Genomic DNA, 26,408 nt, shown 5'->3' on the forward strand with positions numbered 1-26,408 from the left:
GAGCGTCCATCAATCAGTGATGGACGCTTTTCTTCTCATTGCTCTATGGCTCAGTAATTGCGCTGCAAGAGCAGTTCAGTTAATGAACGAATTTTGGCTTTGCTAGGTGCTTCGGGCAGCAGATCGATGTCGTCTAAGGCTTTTTGCGTGTAGGTGACCGCGAAAGCGCGCGCTTTTTCAACACCGCCGTAACGGACGACAAGATCCGCAACTTCTTGGGCTTCTGCCAAGGAGAGTGCTGCTTTTTTATTCAAATAAGGAGCGAATGCTGCAGGTGCCTGTTCTTTGGCAAATAGCAGCGGTAAGGTATAGACTCCTTGTGCCAAATCTTCTAGAATCGGTTTTTTCAAAGTGCCGCTATCAGAGGTGTAGTCGAGAATATCGTCGAATACTTGAAAGGCGATCCCGATGTTGCGACCGATCTCACCCGCCCGCTCTTGGTTTTCTGTGTCGAGGCCGCCAAAATGAGCGCCTTCGAGACAAGCGAGCCAAAACAGTTCAGCGGTTTTGCCGTTGATGCTTTGCAGATAGTCGTCAATCGATTCATGGATGTTGTAGCGAGTGTGCATTTGATCAAGTTCACCTAAAAGGAGTCGTTTCATGGCTTGTGCGTTGGTTTTTAAAAACGGGGAGCCATTCATACTTTCGATCAAAAGCTCAAAAAATTGGGTGAACAAAAGATCACCCGTGTAGACCGCGATATCCTTGCCATATTTGGCTTGAACAGTGACTTGACTACGCCGCAACGGCGAATCGTCAATGATGTCGTCATGGATCAAAGTGGCCATGTGTAAAATTTCTAGAGAAGCAGCAATTTTTGTTAATTGGTCGGTTTTTTTATAATGGGGATCGCCTAAGTCAGCAAACAAAAAAAAGAGCGCTGGCCGCAGCATTTTTCCACCTGAATAAGTAAAGTCGATCAAAACATCTTGTATCTCTTTGTTACGAACAGTAACGTGTTCTTCAATGATGGAACATACGGTTTTCAATCGTTGTTCGATCGTCGGATAATCGATCCAAAAGTCAAACATAGTATAACCCTTTCTAACAGTCATTCAGCCCTTATTCTAGCGTAAAGGGGCGTGATTGACTAGTTTAATGCACTCACTAAAGGAGGTGAAGTTGTGACGCTACCTGTATTTTTAGAACTTGTCGAATTTAAAGCAAAAACCGCCAGTATTTTGCCATTTTTTATTGGTGTCTGCTACAGCTGGTACAATTATCAAACGATTCATCTTGGCTATGTCCTATTGTATTTCATTGCCATGCTGATCTTCAATATGGCGGTGGATATTTTAGATAACTACAACGATTACCATCATGCCACAGAAGGGCATGATTACAAAGAAAAAACCAATATCATTGGTCGGGAACAGTTGTCTGTCAAATTGGTTTTTTGGTTGATGGTCTCCATGATCATCGTTTCCGCCGCCATGGGAATCGCCTTGGCAATGGTGGTTGGTTGGCCGCTCTTTTGGATGGGACTTTATTGTTACCTAGTCGGGATCTTTTATTCCTCTGGTCCACGGCCGCTTTCTAGTTTGCCTTTAGGCGAGTTCTTTTCTGGCTTTACGATGGGCTTTATGATCTCATTGATCTGTGTCTACCTTAATGCCTATCAAACCTTTGAATGGAATATTGCCACGATTGGCAGTATTTTCTTGATCTCATTACCCAACACATTATGGATCGCCAACTTGATGCTGGCAAACAACATTTGTGATCTGGAAGAGGATGAAAAAAATGAGCGCTATACGCTGGTGCATTACCTTGGTAAAGCCCGTGCGTTGAAATTATTTATCGCGATGAACGTCTTGGCGTTTGTTGCGATCATTGCCTCAGTTGCCCTCAACATTGCGCCTTGGTCACTGGTTCTGACCTTTTTCGCGGCGCCCTTTGTCTGGCAACAGACAAAACGATTTATGCAAAAACAAATCAAAAGAGAGACCTTCATTTGTGCCGTTCGGATCCTTGCGGTCGGAGCATGCGTACAAGTGCTGAGTTTTGCGATTGGTTTGATTTTATAATTTTTACAGCAAAGAAAGGAAGTAAGGAAACATGAAGGAAGTTGTCATTTTAGGAGCAGGGTATGCTGGATTGCGAGCATTGCACGTACTGCAAGGAGCAAAAGAAGCGTTTCACATCACATTGATCGACAAAAACGATTATCATTATGAGGCAACCGATCTTCATGAAGTTGCGGCCGGTACGCAACCAAGAGACCGCATTTGCTATCCCATCAATGATGTCGTTCGTCCCCAAAAGACGAGCTTTGTTCAAAAGGAAGTGGCGTCGATCGATCGTAACCAGCAAGTGATCGTTTTTAAAGATCAATCCACGTGCACCTATGATTATTTGATCGTGGCATTAGGCTTTGAATCAGAATCATTTGGGATCCCTGGTGTCGAGGAGCATGCGTTGGAAATGGTGGATGTCGACTCCGCAGAAAACATCTATCATCATTTGTTGAAACAAATGAAGGCATACAAAGAAACACAAAATCCTGACTACCTAAAAATCGTTGTCTGCGGTGCTGGTTTCACTGGAATCGAATTGCTAGGTTCATTGGTGGAAAACCGTAAAACCTTCGCGAAAGCAGCAGGTGTCAAACCAGAAGACATCAAACTGTACTGTGTCGAAGCAGTGACTCGTTTATTACCGATGTTTGATGAAAAACTATCGGATTACGGGATCAAAAATCTCGTTAAATGGGGCGTAAACTTCCTGACTGGTAAACCCATCAAAGCAATCAAACCAGGTGTCGTTGTCTATCAAAATGATGCCGATACAGGAGCAACAGCAGAATTATCAGCCAAAACCATCGTTTGGACAACAGGCGTCAGCGGCAGCCATGTGATGGCTGAATCAGACTTTTCTGCTCGTCGGGGTCGCGTGATGGTCAATCAAGACCTAACAGACCCTGATCATAGTAACGTCTATGTTGTCGGTGATGTTTCAGCAGTCATGGACCCAGCGACCAATCGCCCGTATCCAACAACGGCTCAAATCGCTTTGAAGATGGGGCAGCATGCGGGTAAAAACATCTTACGTCAAATGAACGGGGAAAAACCAGCAGATTTCCACTTTGAATCATTAGGTTCAGTGGCATCGATCGGCAATACCCATGCCTTTGGCTTAGTAGGGAAAATGGGCATCAAAGGCTATCCCGCTTCCGTGGTGAAAAAAGCCATTATGGACCGTTCCTTGTACCAAACCGGTGGGGTCAAAGAAGTATTGGCGAAAGGCCGCTTCGACTTTTATCATTGAGCAATAGAAACAGCAGACTGCGAGGGTGACCTCGCAGTTTTTTTTCAAAAAAAGCAGCAGTGGTATCCCGCAGACTACTTTTTTCTCCCAGAAACTGCTATGATAGCCAAAAGAACAGGACAAAGGAGCAAGGACAATGCCAGAAGGCCAACGAGTGTTACAGGGAATGGGAACGGTGATCACGATTTGGGTGCAGCATGAAACCCCAGAAGTGATCTTAGAGGAAGCAGTCAAAAGAGCTGCGGCCTTTGAACAGCGTTTTAGTGCCAATGACCCGACGTCTGAGTTGATGCAGATCAATCAGCAGGCAGGACAAGGAGCGATCGCTGCCACACAGGAATTGTTTGAATTGATCGCACTAGGGAAAGCCCATAGCGTACCCAAAGATAGCTACTTAAATATTGCCATCGGTCCTTTGGTGCAGGAATGGCGGATCGGGTTCCAAGATGCCCATCTACCAACGCCTGAGAAAATCGCGGAGCTGCTGCCAAAGACTGATCCTGCCAAAATCGTTTTGGATGAAATGCTGCAGACCGTCGAGTTAGCTGCTGGCATGAAGCTTGATCTAGGGGCTGTGGCAAAAGGATATTTTGCTGATTTGTTGATGACCTATTTCAAACAGGTTGGTGTCACAGCCGCTTTGATCGATCTTGGAGGCAATGTGGTGACTTACGGCGATGCCCCGAGCCACCAAGATGGCTATTGGCGGATCGGGATCCAAAACCCTTTCTTACCAAGAGGGAATTTTGTTGCTGCGTTGAAGGTGCATAATCAATCAGTCGTTACATCAGGGATCTATGAACGAACCTATCAGGTAGCGGGCAAGACCTATCATCATATTTTTGATCGAGAAACGGGCTATCCGTTAGAGTCAGCCATTGCCAGTGTCACGATTCTCTCCGACAAATCGGTTGATGGAGAGATTTGGACGACCCGCTTGTTCGGCAAAGAGCCACAAGCCATCTTGCAGGAGCTGGCGCCGTTAGAAGGGATCACTGGATTAGTCATTACAAAACAAGGAGAGCTGATCTATCCGCAAGAATTAGCCCGTTTGATCGAAACGCCAACAGCAGAATGAAAACAAGCAGCGATCACCTAGGAATATAGGTGGTGGCTGCTTGTTTTTTTGTAAAAAGAAAGCTAGACGTGTTGCAAAAAGGTCTCGATCAAGTCGGCTTCGCTGTTTGACAATGCCCGTTCGGCTTGATGGGCAATAAAATAGGTGAGGGACAAGAGTTCCTCTGGCATCGGATAAAGATTAAAAGGAGTCGCAGTCGCTGCTTGTAGCACGCTTTCGGGTACGATCGCAATCCCAAGGTTGTTTTCTGCCAATGCTGCTGCTGTATAAATATTGCTGCTTTCTATGAGAACCGTCGCCTCTACTTTGTATTTTTGCAGCAATTGATCGATTTGGCGCCGAATCGCCGAGCCGCTGGCAGTCAAAATCAACGGACTTTGCAACAAGTCTTTGACTGCCAATGAATCAGGTGCTAAATACCGCTTCTCTGGTTGATACAGGGGAGAACAAGGCGGAATGATCGCTAGATACCGTTCTTGATTGGTACTGTGGACTGTTAGATTCGGTGCGATCGTCTCAGGATTTTGTCCGATAAAAAAGTCCAGCTGCCCATTCAACAGTCGTTTTTCATTGTGCTTCGGCAGGTCTTCCCGCAAGAAAAAGTGCACGTTGGGATAGTGTTCATAATATGCAGGCAAAAAGAGTGGCAGCAGATAGGAACCAAGGCTGGGCAAGATGCCTAAGCGCAAAGAACGCTTCTCGGTCGCGGTATACCAAGACAGCCGACTTTTCAATTTGGCAGACTCTGTTTCCAAGGTTTCCAGATATTGATAATAGATTTTACCAGCTTCCGTCAGTTGAAAATGACCCGGCTGCCGATTGATGATGGGGGTCCCTAGCTCTTGTTCGGCACGTTTCACGGTTTGTGTCAAGTAAGGCTGTGAGATGTAGAGGTCTTTGGCGGCTTTGGTATAGTTGCTATGTTTTAGCAAGGTATCGAGGTATTGCAGCATCAGATGGGAATCTTTAAGTGCCATTGCGTGGTCCTCCTAGTCATTTTTCTTATTATAACAAATTTGTTATCGATGGATAATTAAATAAATATTTCACAAATAAAGAATTCGGTCGTACACTAAATGGGTACTTGGGGAAGATTTTTTTGTTTAGGAAGAAGCCTTTCATCTCAGTAGGTCGTAAAAATCAACTTGAGAAACGATTGAAAAAAGAAATCAAAGCCAATGGTCAAAAACTTTTTATTTTTTGTTAAATGTTAAATTATTCACAATTAGGAGAGATGATAATGAAATTGATTGGAATCGTAGGAACCAACTCGACGCGTTCGACCAACCGTCGCTTACTGCAATTTATTCAAAGCCATTTTAGTGACCAAGCGGAGATCGAACTTTGCGAAATCAGTGATCTGCCGGCATTTAATGAACCAGAAGATCGGACGGCACCAGCGGCAGTCCAAGCCTTGTCAGAGAAGATCGAAGCAGCAGATGGGGTAATCATCAGTACACCAGAATACGACCACTCGATCCCAGCGGTGTTAAAAAGCATGATCGAATGGCTTTCTTATACGACGCGGCCTTTGATCGATAAACCAGTGATGATCACGGGTGCTTCTCTTGGTGCATTAGGTTCATCGAGAGCCCAAGCCCACTTGCGTCAGATCTTAGATGCGCCTGAAGTAAAAGCCCGAATCATGCCGAGTGCGGAATTTTTGTTAGGGCATTCCATGCAAGCCTTCGATGAACAAGGAAACTTGATCGATAACGAAAAAGTTGCCGAACTAGAAGACTGTTTCAATGAATTTGTCTTGTTCGTCGAAATCACGAACCGTCTGGTCAGTGAATATTCAACGGCTAAAGAACGAGCAAAGAAATTTTCGTGGGAACAAGCATAAGAAAGAGAGGAACTAGTCATGAAATTTGTCGGCCTAATCGGAACGAACGCCAAAAAATCGACCAATCGCCAATTAGTAGCGTTTATGCAGCGAGAATTTGCTGCCCTAGCAGAAATTGAACTGCTGGAAATCAAGGATGTTCCAATGTTCAATGAAACACAAGATCAAACCAATAGTGAAGTGATCCAACGGTTAAATAGCAAGATTTTAGCAGCCGATGGAGTGATTATCGCAACACCAGAGCATAACCATTCGATTCCTTCCGCATTGAAAAGCGTCTTGGAATGGCTCTCCTTCAATCTCCATCCCTTTGATGGCAAACCAGTGATGATCGTCGGCGCATCCTACGATGTGCAAGGCTCCTCCCGAGCACAGCTTCATTTGCGCCAAATCCTTGACGCTCCAGGTGTCAATGCGACAGTCATGCCAGGAAATGAGTTCTTGCTGGGGCGTGCGCATCAAGCCTTTGATGAACAAGGCAATTTAAAAGATCAACGAACGATCGACTTTTTGGAAAGCTGTTTCCGCAAGTTCGTTCGGTTTACGGAAGTCGCTAATTTGTTGAACGTACCAGAAGAAGTCGTTTATGAGCCTGGTGAATACACCGTCACAGCACCAGGACATAACGGGGATCTACCAATGGTCGTCAAATTGAGCGAAGAACGGATCGAAGCCATCGATATCGATACGTCTGGTGAATCAGAAGGGATCGCTGATGTCGTTTTCGTACGGATCCCTCAAGAGATTATTGAAGGGCAAACCTTAAATGTCGATGCGATCTCTGGTGCTTCGGTTACTAGTAACGGTGTCGTCGATGGGGTAGCAAAAGCCGTGAAAATGGCTGGTGCGAACCCAGATGTCTTGCGCAAACGTCCAAAAGCCGCCAGTGCTTTACAAACAGAAGATGAAACGTATACTACCGATGTCGTTGTCGTAGGTGGCGGCGGCGCAGGTCTGAGTGCAGCTGCCAGTGTGCTGCAAGCCAATAAAGACGTGATCTTAGTAGAAAAATTCCCAGCGATCGGCGGCAATACCGTACGTACTGGCGGACCGATGAATGCTGCGGATCCAAAATGGCAAAATGGCTTCTCCGCATTGCCTGGCGAACGCAGTGCTTTAGAAGAAGTGCTGACGATCGATGAACAAGACATCGATGCAGAATACTTGCCAGACTTCAAAGCTTTGAAGGCACAAATCACTGCGTATCTTTCAGAAACGACGCCAGAAAAAGAATACTTGTTTGATTCTGCTTTGTGGCATCGAATCCAAACTTATCTAGGCGGAAAACGCAAAGATTTGAATGGGCAACCGATCTATGGGAAGTACGAGCTAGTGAAAATCTTGACGGATCAAGCATTGGCCTCAGTGAAATGGTTAGAAGAAATCGGCGTAGAATTTGATATGAACAATGTCGATATGCCAGTAGGAGCGAAATGGCGCCGTGGGCATAAACCAGTCAAAAACGAAGGGTATGCCTTTGTATCGGCTTTGCATCAATTCGTGAAAGAACATGGCGGAACGATCTTAACCGATACGCCTGTCAAAGAATTATTGATCGAAGATGGTAAGGTTACTGGAATCATCGGGGAAGGCCGTAACGGTCAAAAAATCACAATCCATGCCAAAGCAGTGATTTTGGCTTCCGGCGGGTTCGGAGCGAACACCAAAATGTTGAAACAATACAATACCTATTGGACAGAGATCGAAGACGATATCAAAACGTCAAATTCACCAGCGATCACTGGTGACGGGATCAAACTAGGGGAAAGTGCTGGCGCGGACCTTGTTGGCATGGGCTTTTCACAAATGATGCCCGTATCTGATCCGAACACAGGGGCTTTATTCAGTGGGCTGCAAGTGCCGCCAGCTAACTTTGTGATGGTCAATCAAAAGGGTGAGCGCTTTGTTAATGAGTACGAAAGCCGCGATGTATTGACCCAAGCGGCGATCGATAATGGCGGATTGTTCTATTTGATCGCGGATGAAGAGATCAAGAAAACCGCTTATAATACGAGCCAAGAAAAAATCGATAAGCAAGTAGCTGCTGGTACGCTGTTCCGCAGTGAGACCTTGGCTGGCCTGGCAGAGCAGATCAATGTTGATCCAGCCGTCTTAGAGGCGACCGTTGCGAAATACAACAGCTATGTGGATGCTGGGAAAGACCCAGAGTTTGGCAAAGATGTTTTCGACTTGAAAGTGGAAAAAGCGCCTTTCTATGCCACACCAAGAAAACCAGCGGTTCACCACACGATGGGAGGATTGAAGATCGATCCGCAAACCCATGTGTTGACGAAGGAAGATCAAATCATTGAAGGACTGTATGCAGCAGGAGAAGTTGCTGGGGGGATCCATGCCGGCAATCGCTTAGGCGGCAATTCGTTGACAGACATCTTTACTTTTGGCCGGATTGCTGGAAAGACAGCAGTCGCAGAACATCTCGAATAAAAAGCCTTGCGCGTTGTGACTTGTCACGCGCGCTAGCTTTTGAAAAAACATGTGAATAAAGTAACATGCTTAAAATAAAGGAGAGAAAAAATGGAAACAAAAATCAATCGCTGGCTGATTCTGATCGCTTCGACCGCAGTGTTGCTGTGTACGGGCGCTGTATACGCCTTTAGTGTCTTTGCAGGACCTCTTAGTCAATTAAAAGGTTGGTCCATGGAAGAGATCATGCTAGCCTTTACCATCAATGCCGCAGTTGGCCCGATTACCATGATTTTGGGTGGTTTGCTGACAGACCGAGGAGCCGCTAGATGGGTCATCGCTGGTGGAGGCGTGTTGTTCGGAGCAGGTTTCTTCCTGACGGGTTTGGTCAACTCACCCGCTATGCTGTACCTGACTTATGGAGTCTTTGCTGGTTTAGGGCAAGGCTTTGCCTATTCGGCTTGTTTAAGCAATACGATTCGGTTATTCCCGGATAAACGGGGACTGGCTTCGGGCTTGATCACAGCAGGTATGGGTGGGGCAGCGATTATTGCCGCACCGATTGCGAATCGTTTGATCGAATCACAAGATGTCTTAGCGGCGTTTCGGATTTTAGGAATTGCCTATATCGTGATCGTCTTGGTGGCTAGTCTATTTATTCGTAAAGCACCAGAAAATTACCGTCCAGCAGGTTGGCAACCAGCGGATCAAGGAAAAAATGGTCCTCAAATCAATCTAAATTGGTTGGACATGCTGAAGACACCAACTTTTTACTTGATTATTGTTATGTTAGGGGTAGGGGCTTTCTCAGGTTTGATGATTGCTTCCAACGCCTCAGTGATCGGGCAAAGTATGTTTGGTTTGACGGCAGCGGCCGCTGCCTTTTATGTCAGCTTGTACTCATTGAGCAACTGTTTTGGTCGTGTCCTTTGGGGCACCGTTTCTGATAAAATTGGTCGGACGAATACGTTGATGATCATCTATGGCGTGGTGGCATTGTCCTTATTCTTATTGACGCTTGGTCAAACAACTGTGATCTTCACTGTCGGGATCATCGGTTTAGGACTGTGCTTCGGGGGCGTGATGGGGGTATTCCCATCGATCGTTATGGAAAATTACGGACCGATCAATCAAGGGGTCAACTATGGAATCGTCTTTATTGGTTATTCTACGGCGGCATTCTTTGGCCCCAGAGTGGCAGCAGCAATCGCAGAAAGTAACCAAGGAGATTATACAAAAGCCTTCTATACGGCAATTTTCTTGGCCGTTTTTGGGCTTGTTCTCAACATAGGCTATGCGATGCTAAAAAAAGCCAAAAAGCCCGCACCTGTTATTAAATAACAATTCACCAAAAGTAGTCTTTTTGATAAAGGCTGCTTTTTTGGTGCTAAAACAACTCTTTTTTCTTTTTTTAGAACAGAGTATTGGCTGATGAAGCAAAAGAGAAAACTGTTTCATAGCAAGAATTTATCTCGTTGATTTCACTGTTTTTTCATCTTAACCCCCCATTTTTTAATAAATCGTGTTACAATAAAAAAAGGCTAATACGACGGAGGGATTAAATGACAATTCGTAAAGAACGACGCCGCTTAGAAAAGCGCTTGAAGCGCACGCAATATACCCAAAAAAGTATTACGATGGCTACTACTTTAGTAGCGGGATCAACGTTTATCCCGACCTTAGGGCATGCGGCTGAAACGGCAACGACAGAGACCAGCAATGACCTTAAGGTCGTTGAACAAACAACAAACACTACACCAGAAACCGACAGCACGCCGGTTGAGGAAACGACAGAATCGACGACAGCACCTGTTGTGACCGAAGAAACTTCGGAAATAACGGAGGAGTCAGGAGCTGAAGCAGTTACTGAGGGATCAGAAACAGCGACGACAGAAAGCACAACAGTCGCTAGTGATGAAGTCTTAGAAGCAGATGAAGTACCATCAGCCCTTTCTGATTTGACTAGTCGGGCATTATTTTCACGGGCAACGATCGATCCGGCTGCCTTTATCAGTCAGATTTGCGGCTATGCAACGGAAGTGGCGGCAGCAAACGATCTGTATGCCTCTGTTATGATGGCACAAGCGATTTTGGAATCAGGTTGGGGCGCCTCGACTTTGACGACCACAGCCAACAATATGTTTGGGATCAAAGGCAGCTACAACGGCCAATACGTGACGATGGATACCTATGAAGATGATGGTTCCGGCAATTATTATTTGATCAGCGCTAAGTTTCGGAAATACCCATCATTAAAAGAGTCTTTTGAAGACAATGCATATGTGTTGCGCAACACGAGTTTTTCTAGCGGCAACTACTATTACAGCGGTGCATGGAAAAGCAATACGACCTCTTACACGCAAGCAACCGCTTGGCTACAAGGGCGGTATGCAACCGATACTTCTTATGCCAGCAAATTAAACAATTTGATCAGTACGTATAATTTAACGCAATATGATACTGGCAGCTCAAACACAGGTGGCGGCAATAGCAATGAAACGATCGTCAGTGATGAAACAGCGATCAATCAGCAGATGAAAACCACGTCATCTATGAATATTCGTTCCGATGCTTCCACCAGTGCCTCTATTACTGGTTCGTTAGCAGCTAATACGACGTTTACGGCAACGGCGACCAAAACCGGCACCAGCGTCAATGGCAACACCACGTGGTATAAGATTTCTGGCAAAGGTTGGGTCAGCGGCGCGTATTTGACGAAGGTTTCGACCGACTCTTCAAACAACAATAGCGGATCAGGCAACACCGGTTCTGACAATGGCAATTCCGGTACGACGATCAACAAGCAAATGAAGACGACGGAAGCGATGAATATTCGTTCTAGCGCGTCCACTAGCGGATCAGTGGTAGGGTCACTTAGCAAAGGCACGACCTTTACTGCCACTTCCATGAAAACCGGCACATCAGTCAATGGCAACACCACGTGGTATAAGATTTCTGGCAAAGGTTGGGTCAGCGGTGCCTACCTTACTGAAGTGACCAACAATAATTCTTCTGAAGCGGAAAAAGAAGACAATGGTTCAAGTATCAATCAACAAATGAAAACGACGGCCGCATTGAATGTCCGCTCCGATGCTTCTACCAGCAGCCGTGTCGTGACAACGCTTGGTCAAGGGGTGACCGTTACCGTGACAGCGAAAAAGAACGGCACTTCAGTGGAAGGCAATAAAACGTGGTACTACGTTTCTGGCAAAGGTTGGGTCAGTGGTGCCTACTTGACAACAACCAGCAGCTCTTCCAATAATAACGGTTCAACAACCACAAATCAGCAAATGAAAACCACCGAGATTTTAAATGTTCGTTCCGATGCTTCTACCAGCAGTAGTATTACTGGTTCTTTAAGTAAAGGAGCAACCGTCACGGTTACCGCAACAAAAACCGGGACGACCGTCAATGGCACGAACAAATGGTATTATGTTTCTGGCAAAGGCTGGGTCAGTGGTGCCTACTTGACGTCTGCTAGCAGTGGGTCTTCTAATACGAATACCAGCAGCAGTTCAACGAAGACGCACACGGTGAAATCAGGGGACAGCTTATGGTCACTGGCACAAAAATATAACACCAGCATCAGCCAACTCGCATCATGGAACAACATCAACAGCAGCTATACGATCTTTGTCGGTCAAAAACTGATCGTTTCCAAGTAACAAGCAAAAAAACCGCGTGCAAGCCATTGGCTCACGCGGTTTTTTTATGATGGATCAAGCTTTTACTAAGCTATTAGCGGTTTTTCAAGAAACTACTTTTTTTTCGTAAGCGCAATCAAACTATTTGGTCAATCATAGAACCCTGCGTTAGAATGAAAGAAGCAATAGAAATTGCTAGTTTTAAAAGAATTGCTTCAGAACCAGAACGATCGAAGCGTACACAAAATAAGGAGGATTTCACATGCACAACAGAAACCTAACGATTATTGGCAGTTACGACACTCGAACAGAAGTATTACCGGTTATTGAGCAATTGACAAACGAAGGCTATGGCAAAGAGGATATCGTGCTGTTTGCGAATCAAACAGTCATCGATCAATTTGGGTTAGAATCCATCGATGATGTGGAAGTGGAGCAGGCAGCTAGTGAGGATGAAGATCGTTCGCTTTGGGAAAAAATCAAAGATGCTTTTTCTTTCGGCGATTCCGATCATAGGCATGATGAGCATGATCCGTTATATGGTTATCGTGATGACCTTGAACGAGACAAACTCGTTGTCGGCGTCTACGATTATCAGCCGATGGACAAAATAACCGATCGTGATGCAGATACTGGTCCGATCATCGATCAACCGTTACCAGGCGAAACAGCAATGCCAGATGAGTCCGTCCATCCAACGCCCCGCATGGGAGACAGCGATATTGAAGCACCGATCCATGACCCCAACCATCTGCGTAACTTATAAATAGAAGGGGTTAAACAATAAAGGAATCATTAAAGCCAGAGGAACAAGCATCCGTCGCCCTCGGGCTTTTTTTGTTGCGCAACGGGCATTCATGTCTTTGTCATCTTTGAAAATAAAACTTAATTTGTTGACGATTGCTTTTTTTTGTATAATATAAGAATGAGATAGAGCGTTATCGGAAGGTCCAACCACATTTTTGGGGAAAGGATGGGGAGTGCGATGAAATTCAAGTTCAATATGCAGTCGGCATTAGTCAGTTGTTTTGTTGCGGTTTTTTTGAGTGTGGCGATCAATCAAGATGCCAATGCCTTTGTGGCCGCGCCCTTTGTACGAGATTCTTCCAGTAGTTCCTCTGAGCCACCTTACCAGACAGCAAGCAGCAGTATCGAAGAAACCTCTGATTCCAGTCAGATTTTTTATGAAGCCAGTGTTAGTTCTTACACACCGTCTTCAACGACTAGTCGCTCGATCGAAGCGTCGACAAATGAAGGCACGTCTGTTTCCGTAAGTGAAGCAGAGACAGAGCCTAGCGTCAGCACTTCTGCAAGTAGCGAAAGCAGTTCGAGTACCGCGCCGAGTGGCGGATCAACCACCACCAGCGATACGTCTAGCAGTAGCGCTAGCAGCAGTTCTTCAAGCTCTTCCAGTACGAGTTCGACCAGTACTACAACAAGCAGCTCCAGCAGTGAAACGACTGAACCGTCTTCGGAAACCTCCAATAGCGATGACGAAGCTGCGGAAGATACGAGTGAAAACGTTGATCTAACAGTCGAAGGGGTCAACTGATCCCAGTTTATAAGGAAAACCAGTCCAATCCAAAGGCACCATTTCAGCTAGGCTTTATGCCTAGCTTTTTTATTTGCTTGTGTGAAGGAGTCCCGCCCCTCCATTGCTATAAACAGGCTTTTTCGTGGCTGCGTCCCCATAAAGCAGCTATCCCTTTTGACTAGTGAAAAAAGCGACTACCCTCAGTCCTGCGTGTTTATTTCCTTCCTTCCTAAAAAAAGCTGCACTTGCAAGCATATCGTAAAGTGATTTTGAACAGTTTCGCTATAATAAGTGCGAGGAGGGGTGTTATGGGAAAGTATTTTAAGCACTTCGAAAAAATGATTAGTGTGATTGTTGATATTATGTTAGGACTGTTGGTTCTTTTGGTTTTGGTGGTGATGGCGGAAGCGATCTACAAAATCGTTGTCCATGTGATCCCACTGCATGAAGTTAGTGATCTTTCCTTATTGATCGAAGAGATCGCGACATTGTTTATTTTACTGGAAATTATTTTGATGTTATTGCGTTACGTAAAAGAAGGTCACCATATTCCGGTGCGCTACTTGATTTTGATCAGTATCACAGCAATTTTAAGAGAGCTGCTTTTGGCACAAGGAAAAGGGTTAGAAACGCTCTTTTTGGCCTTAGCGATCTTGGTCTTGATCATTGTGCTGCAGGCGTTGGAAAAACTCAAAGCCTTTCATAGTTCTAAAGGACTGTAAAAAAAATCATCCGATTGGTTGACGAATGACTCGTCAAGGGATCGGATGATTTTTTAATTCTTCAAAAAGCACTCGGCTTTCTTGCTGCAGCCGCTTGCCGATATCTGTTTGCCCTACCGTTGTTCTTTCGGTTTGCCGCACGACGATTTTTTTCTGAGTGACGATGTCACGTCGCTGATGGATGGCTTGCTGGCGATCTGTAAAGGGTTGATGGGCTGCTAAGGTCATGCCGAAGGAATTTGACAACAGCGTGTAACCGGCAATGCCTGTGACGGATTGGTAGGAGCGAGAGAGTCCGCCATCGATCACCAATAAACGACCATTTGCCTTGATGGGCGTCTCACCTTTACGCACTTTGACAGGGGTGTGGCCATTGATGATGTGGCCTGTCGGCGGCAGATCGAACGAAGCTAGGACACGGCAGCAGAAGTCTTCATTTTCCCTTAAAGAATAATAGGCATTTTTTGGTTCCTTATGGGTGTTGCGATCTGCTATAAAGTAGCGCTCAAAGGTTTTCATGGCTTTTTTGCCGAAGAGGGAAGAGCCTTCGCCGCACCAAAGATACCAGATCATATCGGTGGCAAGGTCTGTTTGCTTTTCTGGTGCGGCAAAGCTTTCCTGCAAACATTGCTGAAAAAAGTCCATCAACGCTTTGCCTGCTAAGGGCTGCTGCTGGAAAGTAAAGGCCAGGAAATCGCCGTTTTCCTGACAAGGCAGGCAGCCGTGATACAGCAGGTTGTCGTTGAAGCGCTGGTACAATGTGCCATGCTCAACTAAAAAGCGCATATGCGCAGCTAAGCGGGGCGAGCGTTGAAATTGGCTCAGCAAATCTTGCAGTACCTCATGTTCTTCTGCTGTCAAACGGTAAGGATCATCGGGATCTACTAGTTGAAAACAGCTGTTGATCAAAGGATAGGTCTGGTCTAGCTGGATTTGTTGCCGATCTTGAGACAAGCGATGCAACAAGCAGCGCTCTGCCATCGCAAATGTTGGACGCCGCTGGATCACGGCTGCTTCGACTTTGAATTGGATGATGGCAAACGCCTGTTGCAAAAGCATGGCTGCTTTTTTTTGCTGGCTTGATAAAGGGTCCACTGTTTTTTGCGGATAAAAGCCTTCATTTTCTGTGTAATATTTTTGGCTAAAAGCCAGTGCTTTTGATAGATCGATGCCATAACCATCTTGTAATAATGCCAGATTGCCGTAGCGAGCAGCGATGCGGATCGTATTGGCCAAACAGGGCAGCGAGCCGCAAAAGCTGCCGATCCACAAAATATCATGGTTGCCTAGCTGAATATCCAGTGAGGGCAAAGTCATCAAGCGATCGACGATTTTGTCTGGCGCTGGTCCGCGATCATAAATATCGCCTAAGACGTGGAGATGATCCACTACGAAGCGCTGAATCAAGTACGCCAGTTCTTGGCAAAAAAGCGGGGCTGCCTCTAATTCAATGATCTTATCAAAAATCGCCCGGTAGTAAGCTTCTTTATTGAAGTCAGCATCATATTGGTACAACAGTTCTTCTAAGATATAAGCAAAAGAAGACGGCAGTGCTTTGCGTACCTTGGAGCGTGTGTATTTACTGGAAGTAAAGCGGGCAACTTTCACTAGCTGTGCCATCTTTAAGCGCCAATCGGCAGGGGTCCAGGTCTGTTCTTGTAATAGCTCCTCTGGATAATAAATGACAAAACAAAGTTCGGTCTGTTCTTCTTTCGTCAAGACGCCAGTAAACAAAATCTCGACTTTTTCTCGGATACTGCCAGAACCATTCCGCAAAATATGGTCAAAGGCATCGTATTCACCATGCAGATCGCTGACAAAGTGCTCGGTGGCTTTCGGCAGCTGCTGGATGGCTTCCAAGTTGATGATCTCGGTCAGGTTTGCCAAGGCGTCTTTATTGAACATGGGCCTGTTCTTTGGCTTGTTCTTCAATCAGCATCGCGCTTTCTTCAATGGAGCGTTTGCTGACATCGATCACCGGAATGTTCAGCTTTTTGAACCATTCATTCGCGTAAGCTAATTCTGCTTCGATTCGTTCACAATTGGTGTAATGGGTCTCTTCTTTTAAGCCCAATGAATGCATTCGGGATCGCCGAATCTCGGTAAGGGATTCTGGATTCGTGGTCAAACCGACCATTTTCCGCGGGTCGACTTGGTGCACTTCGGCTGGCAAAGCAACTTCAGGAATCAAAGGCAGATTTGCCACTTTGTAGCCGCGGTTTGCCATGTATAAACTCAATGGGGTCTTCGAGGTTCGCGAAACCCCTAAGAGGACAAAGTCAGCATCGAGAAATCCCCGTGGGTCTTTGCCGTCGTCGTATTTCACCGCAAATTCCATCGCTGCCACCCGACTGAAATATGCTTGGTTCAAGCGATGCAAGGCACCAGGCTCTTGGACGGCTTCTACACCGAATGTTTTTTCCAGCATCGTGGTCAAGGGCGACATAAAGTCGACATACTGCAAACCAGTCCGTTTGGCAAAGGCATCAACAAAAGCGACTAATTCTTTATTGACTAAGGTGGTAACGACGATCGATTTGTCTAGTAAGGCATCTTTGAGGATCTCGCCTAAGCTCTCTTCATCATTAGTAAAGGGAAAGAGCTGGATATCTGAAAGGTCGATCGTGGGAAACTGCGCGGAAACGGCGGCGATCAGCTTTTGTGCCGTTTCGCCTACGGAATCTGAAATCAAATATATTCGAACGTTCTTCATTGTTTTTGCCCCCTAAAAGTGTGTGTTGTCACTGTCATTACCTGCTTGAATAAAGTAATTCATCAGCCGCGTCTTCGTGATTTTGCCGATGACTTTTTTTGGTTCCTGCGGATCGACCACTGGCAAGGTATCGACTTCATGTCGTCCTAACAACGTACCAGCCGTCAAAATCGTTTCTGTCGGTGTGATGGTCACGATGTTTGGCATGCGAGTCATGATCATCGCTACGGGTGTTTTTTCTGGTGCGGCATTGCTGATCGCAAAGCGCAGTAGATCTTTGCGGGAGAGTACCCCGATCAGTTCGTCTTGGTCATTTTTGACATAGAGGGAACCGACATCGTACATAAACAAAGTCGTGACTGCTTCATAAACGGAGACCGTTTGTGAGATCAGCAACGGTGGGATCATGACTTCTGCAACTTTGGTATGGTAGAGTTTTTCGAAAAGCAAAGGCTCAACGGTTTGTCCTGTATAGAAATAGCCGACTTTCGGTCGGGCGTCTAATAAACCGGTCATGGTCAAAATCGATAAGTCATTCCGCAAGGTTGCGCGGCTCAAACCCAACTGCTTCGCAATGGTCTCCCCACTGATCGGCTGATGCTCTTTGACGATCTCAATGATTTTCATTTGTCTTTGGCTTAATTCCAATGTGTCACCTTCTTTCTTTTATGTGCTATGCTATTGATTATATGATTTTCCGAATAAAAAGGCAATCCTTCTCTTTTAAAAAGGATAAATCCCTTAAAAGTTTTCTTTTTTCAGCTTGACGATTAAATGTGTCATACTATATACTGCTAATTAATCGAAATAGTATATAACATTTAAAAGGAGGAACATGATGGAAAAAGCAGTCGTATGGTTTTCAGAAGGCACAAAAGAGCAAAAAGCACTATTAGGTGGGAAAGGGGCAAATCTTGCGGAGATGACCAATTTGGGTTTGCCTGTTCCCCAGGGATTTATCGTCCCTGCGACTATTTGCCTGACCTATTTAGAAGAACAGGTTCTTCCTGAGGCGATCATCAAGCAAGTCAAAGCTGCCATCGAAGAATTGGCAGTCCGCAGGAACAAAACATTTGGCGGACTGCAATCGCCGTTGTTGGTTTCTGTCCGCAGTGGGGCTAAGTTTTCCATGCCAGGGATGATGGATACGATCTTAAACCTTGGGTTGAATGATGAAACCGTCCAAGGCTTGGCTCAGCAGACGGGGGACCCCGTTTTTGCTTATGATTGTTACCGCCGTTTGATCCAGATGTATGGGGATGTGGTGAAAGGTGTAGCAAAAGAACACTTTGAAGCCTATTTGACAGATTATAAGAAACAGCAAAATTATGCCTCAGACCAAATGATGACCGGCAATGACTGGCAAATGATCTGCCGCGTGTTTCAAAGTATTTATATGGAACATACTCAAGAAGCGTTTCCCCAAGACCCGTTTCAGCAATTGTTGGCAGCCATCACGGCGGTTTTTCGCTCATGGAACAACCCACGGGCCAAGACCTACCGATCTCTCCATCGGATCCCTGACGATCTAGGGACTGCCGTAACGATTCAAGAAATGGTGTTTGGTAACAGCGGGATAAATAGTGGGACGGGTGTCGCCTTCACCCGCAATCCAGCAACCGGGGAACCGGGACTTTTCGGCGAATTTTTAGTGTGTGCCCAAGGGGAAGATGTGGTTGCAGGGATTCGTACACCGCAACCGATCCAAGCGTTGGCACAGCAGCATCCCATGATCTATCAGGAATTAAAGCAACTGGCTGAGCGTTTGGAGGATCACTATCAAGACATGCAAGACATTGAGTTTACCATCGATGACGGCCAGCTGTTTGTCTTGCAAACAAGAAACGGCAAACGAACCGCCGCTGCCGCAGCGCAAATCGCAACGGATATGGTCGCAGAAGGTCGGATCACTATCAGGCAAGCACTAGATCGCATCACACCAGAAATGATCGATCAATTGCTGCACCCGTTATTTGCCCCCGAAGCCTTACAGCAAGCCAAAGCCTTTGCGCAGGGCTTGCCGGCTAGTCCAGGAGCAGCTTCAGGACATGTCTATTTCACTGCAGAGGCGGCGGAAAAAGCCAACCGCGCAGGAGAAAAAGTCCTGCTGCTGCGACAAGAAACCTCACCTGAAGATATTGAAGGCATGGTGGTGAGTGAAGCGATCATTACCGCTCGTGGGGGGATGACTTCGCATGCGGCGGTGGTCGCCCGTGGTCTGGGGGTCTGCTGTGTGGTAGGGTGCGAGGCATTAAGTGTCGATGTATTTTTGAAGCAGGCTCGCTGTGGTGAGCTGCTGATTGAAGAAGGTGACGTGCTTTCGGTAGACGGCAGCACTGGCAAACTGTATCAAGGGCAGCTGCCTATGACCAGTGTCCAGGAGCGGGTCTTGCTGGATCAGCTTTTGACGTGGGCACAAGCCCAGGCAGATCTAAAGGTTTACGCAAATGCGGAAACGAAAAATGACATTGAGGCTGCGCTGGCCTTTGGGGCAGCGGGCATCGGTCTGGCACGGACGGAGCATATGTTTTTTGGGGAAGAGCGTTTGTGGAAAATGCGAGAAGTCATTTTGGCAGAAACGAAGGCGGAACGATTGAAGGCGTTGGCTGAGATCAAGGCTTATCAAAAAGCCGATTTCCAAGAAATGCTGCAGGCCGCGCAAGGAAAGAAGTGCACGATTCGTTTATTAGATCCACCACTTCATGAATTTTTGCCCCATGAGCATGAACGCCTTGAAATGGCTCGCCGTAGTCAAAAATCATTGGCAGTGATCGAGCGGCGAATTGACGAGCTGCAAGAGGTCAATCCCATGATGGGGCATCGCGGCAGCCGTTTAGGACTGAGCTATCCAGAAATTTATGAAATGCAAACAGCGGCGATTTGTGAAGCGGCTGTGGAATTGCGGCAGCAAGGAGTCGAGGTAGAGGCGGCGATCTTATTGCCCCTGATCAGTTTGCCAGCAGAGCTGCAGGTGTTGAAAGCGACGTTGACGCAGGTGATCGCTCAAGCAGAAGCAACCCTGCAGCAACCATTGCACATCGAGATCGGCATGATGATCGAGACACCTAGAGCGTGCTTGATCGCTGGGGAGTGTGCTGAAGATGCGGCATTCTTTAGTTTTGGTACCAATGACTTGACCCAAATGACCTTTGGCTTTTCGCGGGATGATGCAGGCAGCTTTATTCCAGCCTATTTGCAGTCGGGGATCTTACAAGAAGATCCTTACCAGCACTTAGATCAGGCGGGCGTTGGCACATTGATGCGTCAAGCGATCGCTGGCGTAAGAGATTGTCAGCCAGAGCACTCGATCGGTGTTTGTGGCGAAGTCGGTAGTGATCCCTATTCCATTGCTTTTTTGCGAGAGATCGGCATCGACTATGTTTCTTGCTCCCCATACCGAATCCCTGCTGCCTGGTTAGCGATCGCCCAATCCGCCCCCATCATCGAAGAGGCGTCAGTGGGCTCCCGCTAAAATAGGAGAAAAAAATACACCGCAGTCCACTAGCAAGACTCGCTTGCTTGGTGGATTACGGTGTGTTCGTGCAGCTTCGCCTTACAGGGGCTAATCCGTTTTTTGAATCGCGGGTTTGCGTCCTTTTAAATACCAAGTGATCCCAATGACATGGGCGAGGTAGATGGCAGCGAGGACGAAACGTACCAGCAGATTAGGGATCAATAGTGCAGGAATTGCAAAGACTACCAGCATCATGGCAAACATCCGAACCATTCCCTTGGTACTCAGCTGTTTTTGTACGAGTGGTTTTTCAATGTATTTTTGATAATTTTCTGATTGAACCAAGCGTTGATAATAGGTATCGGAACTCCGCAGCCAGAAATAAGCCGTCAGCAAGTAAAAGACCGTTGTAGGTAAGAAAGGCAAGAAGATTCCTAAAGTACCTAGACCGAATGTCAGTGATCCACAAAGAAAAAATAGTGTTTTTTTCAAAAGTAACCCTCCTTATTTGGGTGTTTCGTGTCTTACCCTCAGTATAACGGAGGAGGGGCAGCTTGAACATGCGTTTTGTGTTTTTCCCCGTTTTTTAGCGACAATAAGAGTTTTTCTTCCCCATACTCCTGCTTTTTTGATAGACTAGAAACAACACAAAGGGGGAAGCAGCATGGAAACGATTGAATTGAATACCGGTATTCAGATTCCAGTGATCGGCAGTGGGACGAATACATTTGGGAAAGAAAACCGAGAATACCAAGGTGCGATCAATGATGATACGACAGAGCTGTTGACTGCTATCAAGCTTGGGTATCGGCATTTTGATACGGCGATTTCTTACCGCAACGAAGCCGTGGTAGGCAAAGCCATCAAGGAAAGCGGGATCGACCGCAGCGAATTTTTCCTGACTTCTAAGATTCCTGGCAAACCAGAGCATACGCAAGATGCAGCTGCCGTGAAAGCGTCTGTCGAAGCGAGTTTAGCAGCCTTGCAGACGGAATCGATCGATCTTTATTTGATCCATCATCCGTGGGACAACTTGGCAGAGATCGCCGCTGTCTGGGCGGTTCTTGAGGCTTATGTCGATAAAGGAGTCTTAAAAGCGATCGGGGTGTCCAATTTCCAAGAAGAAGAACTTAGCTATTTATTGGCAAACAGTCGGATCAAACCAGCGGTCAATCAAATCGAATCGCATCCAGGCAAGTGGAACGATGCGATCATCGCCTATTCCTTAGCCAATCAGGTAGTTCCAGAAGCCTGGGGGCCACTTTCACGGATTTCAGAAGCGGCTCGGGAAACCTTGACCCAAATCGGTGAAGCGTATCAAAAAACCTGGAGCCAAGTGGTCTTGCGTTACCAAATCGAGCGTGGGGTGATCGTGATTCCGAAATCCCATTCAGAAAAACATCAAGCCGAAAATTTAGCGCTCTTTGATTTCGCTTTGACTGCGGAAGAAAAGGCCGTCATCAAAGAATTATAGGCAATAAAAAGCAGTCCCATTAAAGGGGCCCCTACAGCCAGTGCGGAAACTTCCGTGCTGGCTATTTTTATGCAGTCGCAACGCTCCTTCATGACTGAGGAGCTTTTCTATTCGTTAGATCAGCAACCGTAAGCCTTAGCAAAAAAGAAAATGCGCTTGCAGCCGTTTCTACCAATGAACCCTCTTAATCATTCAAAGAAATAACCGATTATCCTTACTAAGGGTCGTCTACGGACGAGTCTTCATTGGATCGTGTGAAATTGGAAATGAAGGAGTGGCACAGTTGTGAAAAAAAGAAAAAAGACGATAGGAATTTATGTGATGATCACCTTGATGCTGGTTGCGGGGATCCCGATCATTGTCATGCTGACAAGTTCCTATTTAACCACCAAGAACTTATTGATTGAACGAAATGATTTGAACAAAGAAAGTGCCGTCAATTTGATCTTGGCGGAAGAAAAGAGTTTGCGCCGATCGACGGAAAGCAAATTGAAATCAATGGCTGAACTGCCAGCGATGAAAACAGAATTCAGCATGGGACGCATCCGTTCAGATCTTTCTTTAGCGATTGCTGGAAGCAACAGCTTCTTAGCGGTGACTTTTGGAACAGAAGATGATGAGTATGTGACCTTCAATCCCTTACCAGATGATTATAAGCCTACGATTCGGCCGTGGTACAAAGGGGCCGTAAAAGCCGAAGGAGAAGTGTATTGGACAGCACCTTATTTAGATACAGTGTCAAATCAATTTGTGACGTCGGCTTCGATCAGGGTCAAAAATTCCCATAATCAAGTGGGGGTTTTAAGCGTCGATGTTTCCTATGAAAGCATTCAAAACATCTTGTCTTCCTTTACCGTAGGGCGGACTGGGAATGTCACCTTAGTTTCAGAATCTGGGGTCATCGTGACCTCAAAAAATACCAAACAAATCGGTAAGAATATCAAAGAAGAAGAAGTGTTCCAAAAAATCAAAGAAGCTAAAAACCCGACAGGCATGGTTGGCTTAGGCGACTCGAATAAAGTCAACGATGTGTTGTATGACAAGTCTGCTGATTCCAATGTTTGGGCGTACTCCGAAGTCAAAGCTAGTGATCTAGACAAAGAGTTAGGAGCGTTAGTCCGCACCACCATTATCGTTACGATCTTGATGCTGCTCTTTGTAGGACTGGTTTCTTATGCCGCGATCAAAGTAGTCGCAGCAATCATCGATTGCTTCAATCGCTACTTTAGAAAAGTCGGTGAAGGCAAACTAGAGAAGATGAGCAAAACCAAAAGAGCCAAAGGCGAAAAATGGACATGGGATCAATGGGCACGCCGAGTTGTTTATCCAGACAAAGCAGGCAATGAGATCCAGCAAATGGCGGACAATTACAATGTGATGATCGAAGGCACGGGTGCATTGATCCAAAAAGTACAAAAAGAAAGCAACAGTGTCGCAGGAATGTCGGATTCTTTATTAGAATTGTCAAAACAAACCAATATTGCGACAGAAGAAGTCTCTCAAACCATTACGGGTATTGCTGAAGTGACCGGTGCTCAAGCCCAAGAAACAGAATACAGCGTGTCTCAAATGCAAAATCTGTCGCAAGTCGTGAAAGAATTACGAGAAAATGTTGGCGGCATGAGCAGCAAGTCGCAAGAATCTACGAAGATCAATCAAGAAAACTTAACGATCATGGATCAAGTCGATGACAGTTGGCGACAAGAGTTGGCACAGATGGAGCGCTTGATGTCGAATATGACGGGAATGAATGATAGTATCCAAAATATCAACTCGATCATTGGGGTCATCAACGATATTTCTTACCAAACCAACTTGCTAGCCTTGAATGCATCGATCGAAGCCGCAAGTGCTGGCGAGTCTGGCAAAGGCTTTGCCGTCGTGGCTGCTGAGATCCGTAAATTGGCGGAACAAAGCAAAGCTTCTACCAAAGAAATCGAAGCGATCATTGAAGAAATTCGTGAGCAGTCTAGTCAAATGGTCAAACAAACGTCGGCGTCTGTCAAAGGCGGCGTTCGCCAAACCAACTTGATCAAAGAAGCGATCTCATCTTCAAAAGAAGTTTTCCAACGCAGCAGCTATATGATCGAAGGCATCCATCATATTGAAGCAGCCAGTGCCCGTATCGAAAATATTCAAAACAGTGTACTGGAAAACTTAGAAAACATTTCCGCATCAACGGAAGAAAATGCCGCTGGCACACAAGAAGTTTCCGCAAATGCAGAAGAAGTCTTGGCAACCATGGATGAATTTACCAACCATGTGGCAGACCTCAGAGACATTGCAGAAGAGTTGAAGCGATTGACCAATCGTTTTGAAGTGGAGAAATAAATCAAGCAAAAAAATCACTCATCAGCTATTCGCAAGAATGGCTGATGAGTGATTTTTGTTTGTTGAGGAGGAGACTACAAAAAAGCCAAGACGAATGTTGCTCATCTTGGCTTTTCATAATGATATTTATAAAACCTTATTACGGGCTATTGTGTCGTTTCGGTCCGCTGGATGATCATCTCCACGCGGCGGTTTTCCGAGCGGCCTTGGGGGGTGTTATTATCGGCTTTCGGTTCGGTATCGGCAAAGGCTTGGATGGCAGCATTTTTTTCTAAAACGGCGCCTTTGCTGATGAAGTACTCCATAACGGTAATGGCCCGAGCGGAACTAAGATCCCAGTTAGATTGGTAGCGGCCACTGCCTTTTTCAGGTACGTTATCGGTATGCCCAGCGATCACGATTTTGTTGGCTTTTAATTTTTTTAGTGAGTCCGATAGCAGATCCAGTGACTGACGAGTGGTGTCCGTGATCTCGGCGCTGCCAGAGGCAAACAAGATACTGCTGGCAAGCGTGATATGCAAGCCATCGGATTCCAAGCGGACTTCTGTCTGCTCTTTTAAGCCAGAAGCTGCCAGCTCTTGTGACAGCTGGTCGCTGATTTTTTCTAGTTGCTGATTTTCCAGTTGGGTCCGAACCGCTGCTTCTTGCGCTTGTGCTTCGGCAGAAGTGGCTGCTTTTTTTCGCGGCGTGGTCTCGCCCATATCGATCACCGACCCAATCACAGATGAATTGCTGTGGTGGCTGGAAAGGATGGTGCCAAATTCGCTTTTGATTTCTTGGAACTTCTCATCATCGACTTTCGCCATGGCAAACATGACGATGAACAAAGCCAGCAGCAAGGTCAACATATCCGAGTAAGGCAAAAGCCACGCTTCGTCTACATGTTCTTCATGTTTCTTTTTTCGCTTCATGTCGCTTCACCCTTTATAATTGTTCTTGCCGTTTTTTCGGATCGATCAAGCTGTATAATTTTTTCTCAATGCTTTTCGGCGATTGCCCGGCTTGGATCGCCAAGACCCCTTCCACGATGATCGACATCATTTGGACCTCTTGCTCCGATTTTAAGGTCAGTCGTGAGCTAAAGGGAATGAACAGGACATAGCCGAAGAAAATACCATAAAGGGTCGCCACAAAAGCCGCCGAGATCATATGACCCAGTGCTTCTACATCCTCTAAATTGCCTAGCGCCCCAATCAGCCCGATCACGGCTCCTAACACCCCTAAGGTCGGGGAACTCGTGCCGGCGGTTTTAAAAATAGCCGAGCCGATGCGATGCCGTTCTTCGATCCCATAGATCTCATTTTCCATGATTTCTTGGATCTGTTCGGCAGCGATACCATCGACCACCATTTCTAAGCCCTTTTTTAAAAAAGGATCTTCTAAGTTTTGGATGGCGCCTTCAAGAGATAACAAGCCATCGCGCCGGGCTTGGTTGGCCAATTCAACGATGGTATTGATGGTTGTTTTTAAGTCGTATTCTTTATTTTTCAGCAGAACGCCGAAGATCTTCGGGATTTTTTTGATATCACTGCTGGGAAATGAATTGATAACGGCTGCGATCACACCGACGAAAATGATGATCGCGGCTGCCGGATTGATCAAAACGGCCACATTGGCACCTTTTACAATCATCCCAACCACCACAGATATCAATCCTAAAATAATACCGATCAGCAAGAAAAAATCCATTTGTTGCGTCCTCCTAAATTCTATTTCCAGGTTTTAAACCCTCATTTATTTTATCGGTGAATTAAAATCATTCTTAATAGCAAAAAAAAATAATCCTAAAAATAACTAAAATAAATTTTCAACTTCTTCTTTTTTTGTTGTTTTTTGGACAAGTTGCGGCAAATTTTTGAAATGGTACAGCTTGCAATTTTTGTGAATATTTATAGATGGTACCGTTTTTTTTCGTGAAGCG

Annotated in this window: 21 protein-coding genes; 13 read left to right on the forward strand and 8 right to left on the reverse strand. The window is 45.9% G+C overall.

All coding sequences use genetic code 11. The features are described 5' to 3' along the window. Positions 1–50: 50 nt before the first annotated feature. Positions 51–1,031 carry a polyprenyl synthetase family protein gene (locus IGJ44_RS00395; protein ID WP_005226544.1) on the reverse strand — a complete coding sequence of 327 codons (981 nt, stop codon included), beginning with the start codon at positions 1,029–1,031 and terminating at the stop codon, positions 51–53. A 93-nt stretch (positions 1,032–1,124) separates the two neighbouring features. On the opposite strand from IGJ44_RS00395, the gene IGJ44_RS00400 reads away from it, so the two are divergent. The 3 genes from IGJ44_RS00400 (at position 1,125) to IGJ44_RS00410 (ending at position 4,345) form a co-directional block, all read left to right on the forward strand. After that, complete coding sequence (locus IGJ44_RS00400; protein WP_074535586.1) at positions 1,125–2,027, forward strand: prenyltransferase; 903 nt, start codon at positions 1,125–1,127, stop codon at positions 2,025–2,027. 31 nt (positions 2,028–2,058) lie between these two features. Then, positions 2,059–3,267 (forward strand): NAD(P)/FAD-dependent oxidoreductase, encoded by a 1,209-nt coding sequence (locus IGJ44_RS00405; protein WP_015508719.1) that lies wholly within the window; start codon positions 2,059–2,061, stop codon positions 3,265–3,267. A 136-nt stretch (positions 3,268–3,403) separates the two neighbouring features. Next, on the forward strand, positions 3,404–4,345 hold the full coding sequence (locus IGJ44_RS00410; protein WP_074535587.1) for an FAD:protein FMN transferase: 942 nt from the start codon (positions 3,404–3,406) through the stop codon (positions 4,343–4,345). Between the two features lie 62 nt (positions 4,346–4,407). Here the strand turns inward: IGJ44_RS00410 and IGJ44_RS00415 are convergent, their stop codons facing one another. Beyond that, positions 4,408–5,322 (reverse strand): LysR family transcriptional regulator, encoded by a 915-nt coding sequence (locus IGJ44_RS00415; protein ID WP_010748521.1) that lies wholly within the window; start codon positions 5,320–5,322, stop codon positions 4,408–4,410. Between the two features lie 263 nt (positions 5,323–5,585). Here IGJ44_RS00415 and IGJ44_RS00420 point away from each other — a divergent pair, with 263 nt between their 5' ends. From IGJ44_RS00420 to IGJ44_RS00450, 7 genes are all read left to right on the forward strand, one after another. Further along, complete coding sequence (locus IGJ44_RS00420; protein ID WP_008376652.1) at positions 5,586–6,191, forward strand: NADPH-dependent FMN reductase; 606 nt, start codon at positions 5,586–5,588, stop codon at positions 6,189–6,191. A gap of 18 nt (positions 6,192–6,209) precedes the next feature. Next, positions 6,210–8,636 carry a flavocytochrome c gene (locus tag IGJ44_RS00425; protein ID WP_074535589.1) on the forward strand — a complete coding sequence of 809 codons (2,427 nt, stop codon included), beginning with the start codon at positions 6,210–6,212 and terminating at the stop codon, positions 8,634–8,636. Positions 8,637–8,726: 90 nt separating this feature from the next. Continuing rightward, complete coding sequence (locus IGJ44_RS00430; protein ID WP_061053544.1) at positions 8,727–9,956, forward strand: L-lactate MFS transporter; 1,230 nt, start codon at positions 8,727–8,729, stop codon at positions 9,954–9,956. Between the two features lie 221 nt (positions 9,957–10,177). Beyond that, positions 10,178–12,280 carry an SH3 domain-containing protein gene (locus IGJ44_RS00435; RefSeq protein ID WP_430606019.1) on the forward strand — a complete coding sequence of 701 codons (2,103 nt, stop codon included), beginning with the start codon at positions 10,178–10,180 and terminating at the stop codon, positions 12,278–12,280. A gap of 241 nt (positions 12,281–12,521) precedes the next feature. Then, positions 12,522–13,025: a general stress protein gene (locus IGJ44_RS00440; RefSeq protein WP_008376644.1), complete on the forward strand. Its 504-nt coding sequence runs from the start codon at positions 12,522–12,524 to the stop codon at positions 13,023–13,025. Positions 13,026–13,244: 219 nt separating this feature from the next. Continuing rightward, positions 13,245–13,811, forward strand: a complete 567-nt coding sequence (locus IGJ44_RS00445) for a hypothetical protein (protein WP_074535591.1) — start codon at positions 13,245–13,247, stop codon at positions 13,809–13,811. A gap of 290 nt (positions 13,812–14,101) precedes the next feature. Continuing rightward, entirely contained in the window at positions 14,102–14,515 is a 414-nt protein-coding gene (locus tag IGJ44_RS00450) for a phosphate-starvation-inducible PsiE family protein (protein ID WP_010748527.1), read from the forward strand. Between the two features lie 33 nt (positions 14,516–14,548). Here IGJ44_RS00450 and IGJ44_RS00455 read toward each other — a convergent pair whose 3' ends face one another. From IGJ44_RS00455 to IGJ44_RS00465, 3 genes are read right to left on the reverse strand one after another with little or no spacing between them, the layout of a single operon-like run. After that, the gene (locus tag IGJ44_RS00455; protein ID WP_074535592.1) at positions 14,549–16,420 is read right to left on the reverse strand and encodes a fructose-1,6-bisphosphatase; all 1,872 of its coding nucleotides are present in this window, start codon (positions 16,418–16,420) and stop codon (positions 14,549–14,551) included. After that, a complete protein-coding gene (locus IGJ44_RS00460; RefSeq protein ID WP_005226564.1) occupies positions 16,410–17,228 on the reverse strand; it encodes a pyruvate, water dikinase regulatory protein in 819 nt (272 codons plus the stop codon). Before IGJ44_RS00460 ends, IGJ44_RS00455 begins: the two co-directional genes overlap by 11 nt. Before the next feature lie 12 nt (positions 17,229–17,240). After that, a complete protein-coding gene (locus tag IGJ44_RS00465; RefSeq protein ID WP_074535593.1) occupies positions 17,241–17,876 on the reverse strand; it encodes a helix-turn-helix transcriptional regulator in 636 nt (211 codons plus the stop codon). Positions 17,877–18,066: 190 nt separating this feature from the next. Between IGJ44_RS00465 and ppdK the strand changes: the two genes are divergently transcribed. Further along, positions 18,067–20,700: a pyruvate, phosphate dikinase gene (gene ppdK, locus IGJ44_RS00470; RefSeq protein ID WP_074535594.1), complete on the forward strand. Its 2,634-nt coding sequence runs from the start codon at positions 18,067–18,069 to the stop codon at positions 20,698–20,700. Positions 20,701–20,790: 90 nt separating this feature from the next. On the opposite strand, the gene IGJ44_RS00475 is transcribed toward ppdK, so the two are convergent. Beyond that, positions 20,791–21,174 carry a YbaN family protein gene (locus IGJ44_RS00475; protein WP_074535595.1) on the reverse strand — a complete coding sequence of 128 codons (384 nt, stop codon included), beginning with the start codon at positions 21,172–21,174 and terminating at the stop codon, positions 20,791–20,793. Between the two features lie 172 nt (positions 21,175–21,346). On the opposite strand from IGJ44_RS00475, the gene IGJ44_RS00480 reads away from it, so the two are divergent. Together IGJ44_RS00480 and IGJ44_RS00485 are read left to right on the forward strand one after the other, a co-directional pair. Further along, positions 21,347–22,156, forward strand: a complete 810-nt coding sequence (locus IGJ44_RS00480) for an aldo/keto reductase family protein (RefSeq protein ID WP_005226570.1) — start codon at positions 21,347–21,349, stop codon at positions 22,154–22,156. A gap of 285 nt (positions 22,157–22,441) precedes the next feature. Then, positions 22,442–24,487 carry a methyl-accepting chemotaxis protein gene (locus tag IGJ44_RS00485; protein WP_074535596.1) on the forward strand — a complete coding sequence of 682 codons (2,046 nt, stop codon included), beginning with the start codon at positions 22,442–22,444 and terminating at the stop codon, positions 24,485–24,487. Between the two features lie 146 nt (positions 24,488–24,633). On the opposite strand, the gene IGJ44_RS00490 is transcribed toward IGJ44_RS00485, so the two are convergent. Further along, positions 24,634–25,398 (reverse strand): OmpA/MotB family protein, encoded by a 765-nt coding sequence (locus IGJ44_RS00490; protein ID WP_074535597.1) that lies wholly within the window; start codon positions 25,396–25,398, stop codon positions 24,634–24,636. 13 nt (positions 25,399–25,411) lie between these two features. Then, a complete protein-coding gene (motA, locus tag IGJ44_RS00495; RefSeq protein WP_005232810.1) occupies positions 25,412–26,176 on the reverse strand; it encodes a flagellar motor stator protein MotA in 765 nt (254 codons plus the stop codon). Between the last annotated feature and the right edge of the window lie 232 nt (positions 26,177–26,408).

It is taken from the genome of Enterococcus sp. DIV1368d, from assembly GCF_050542975.1.
Lineage (GTDB): Bacteria > Bacillota > Bacilli > Lactobacillales > Enterococcaceae > Enterococcus_D > Enterococcus_D casseliflavus.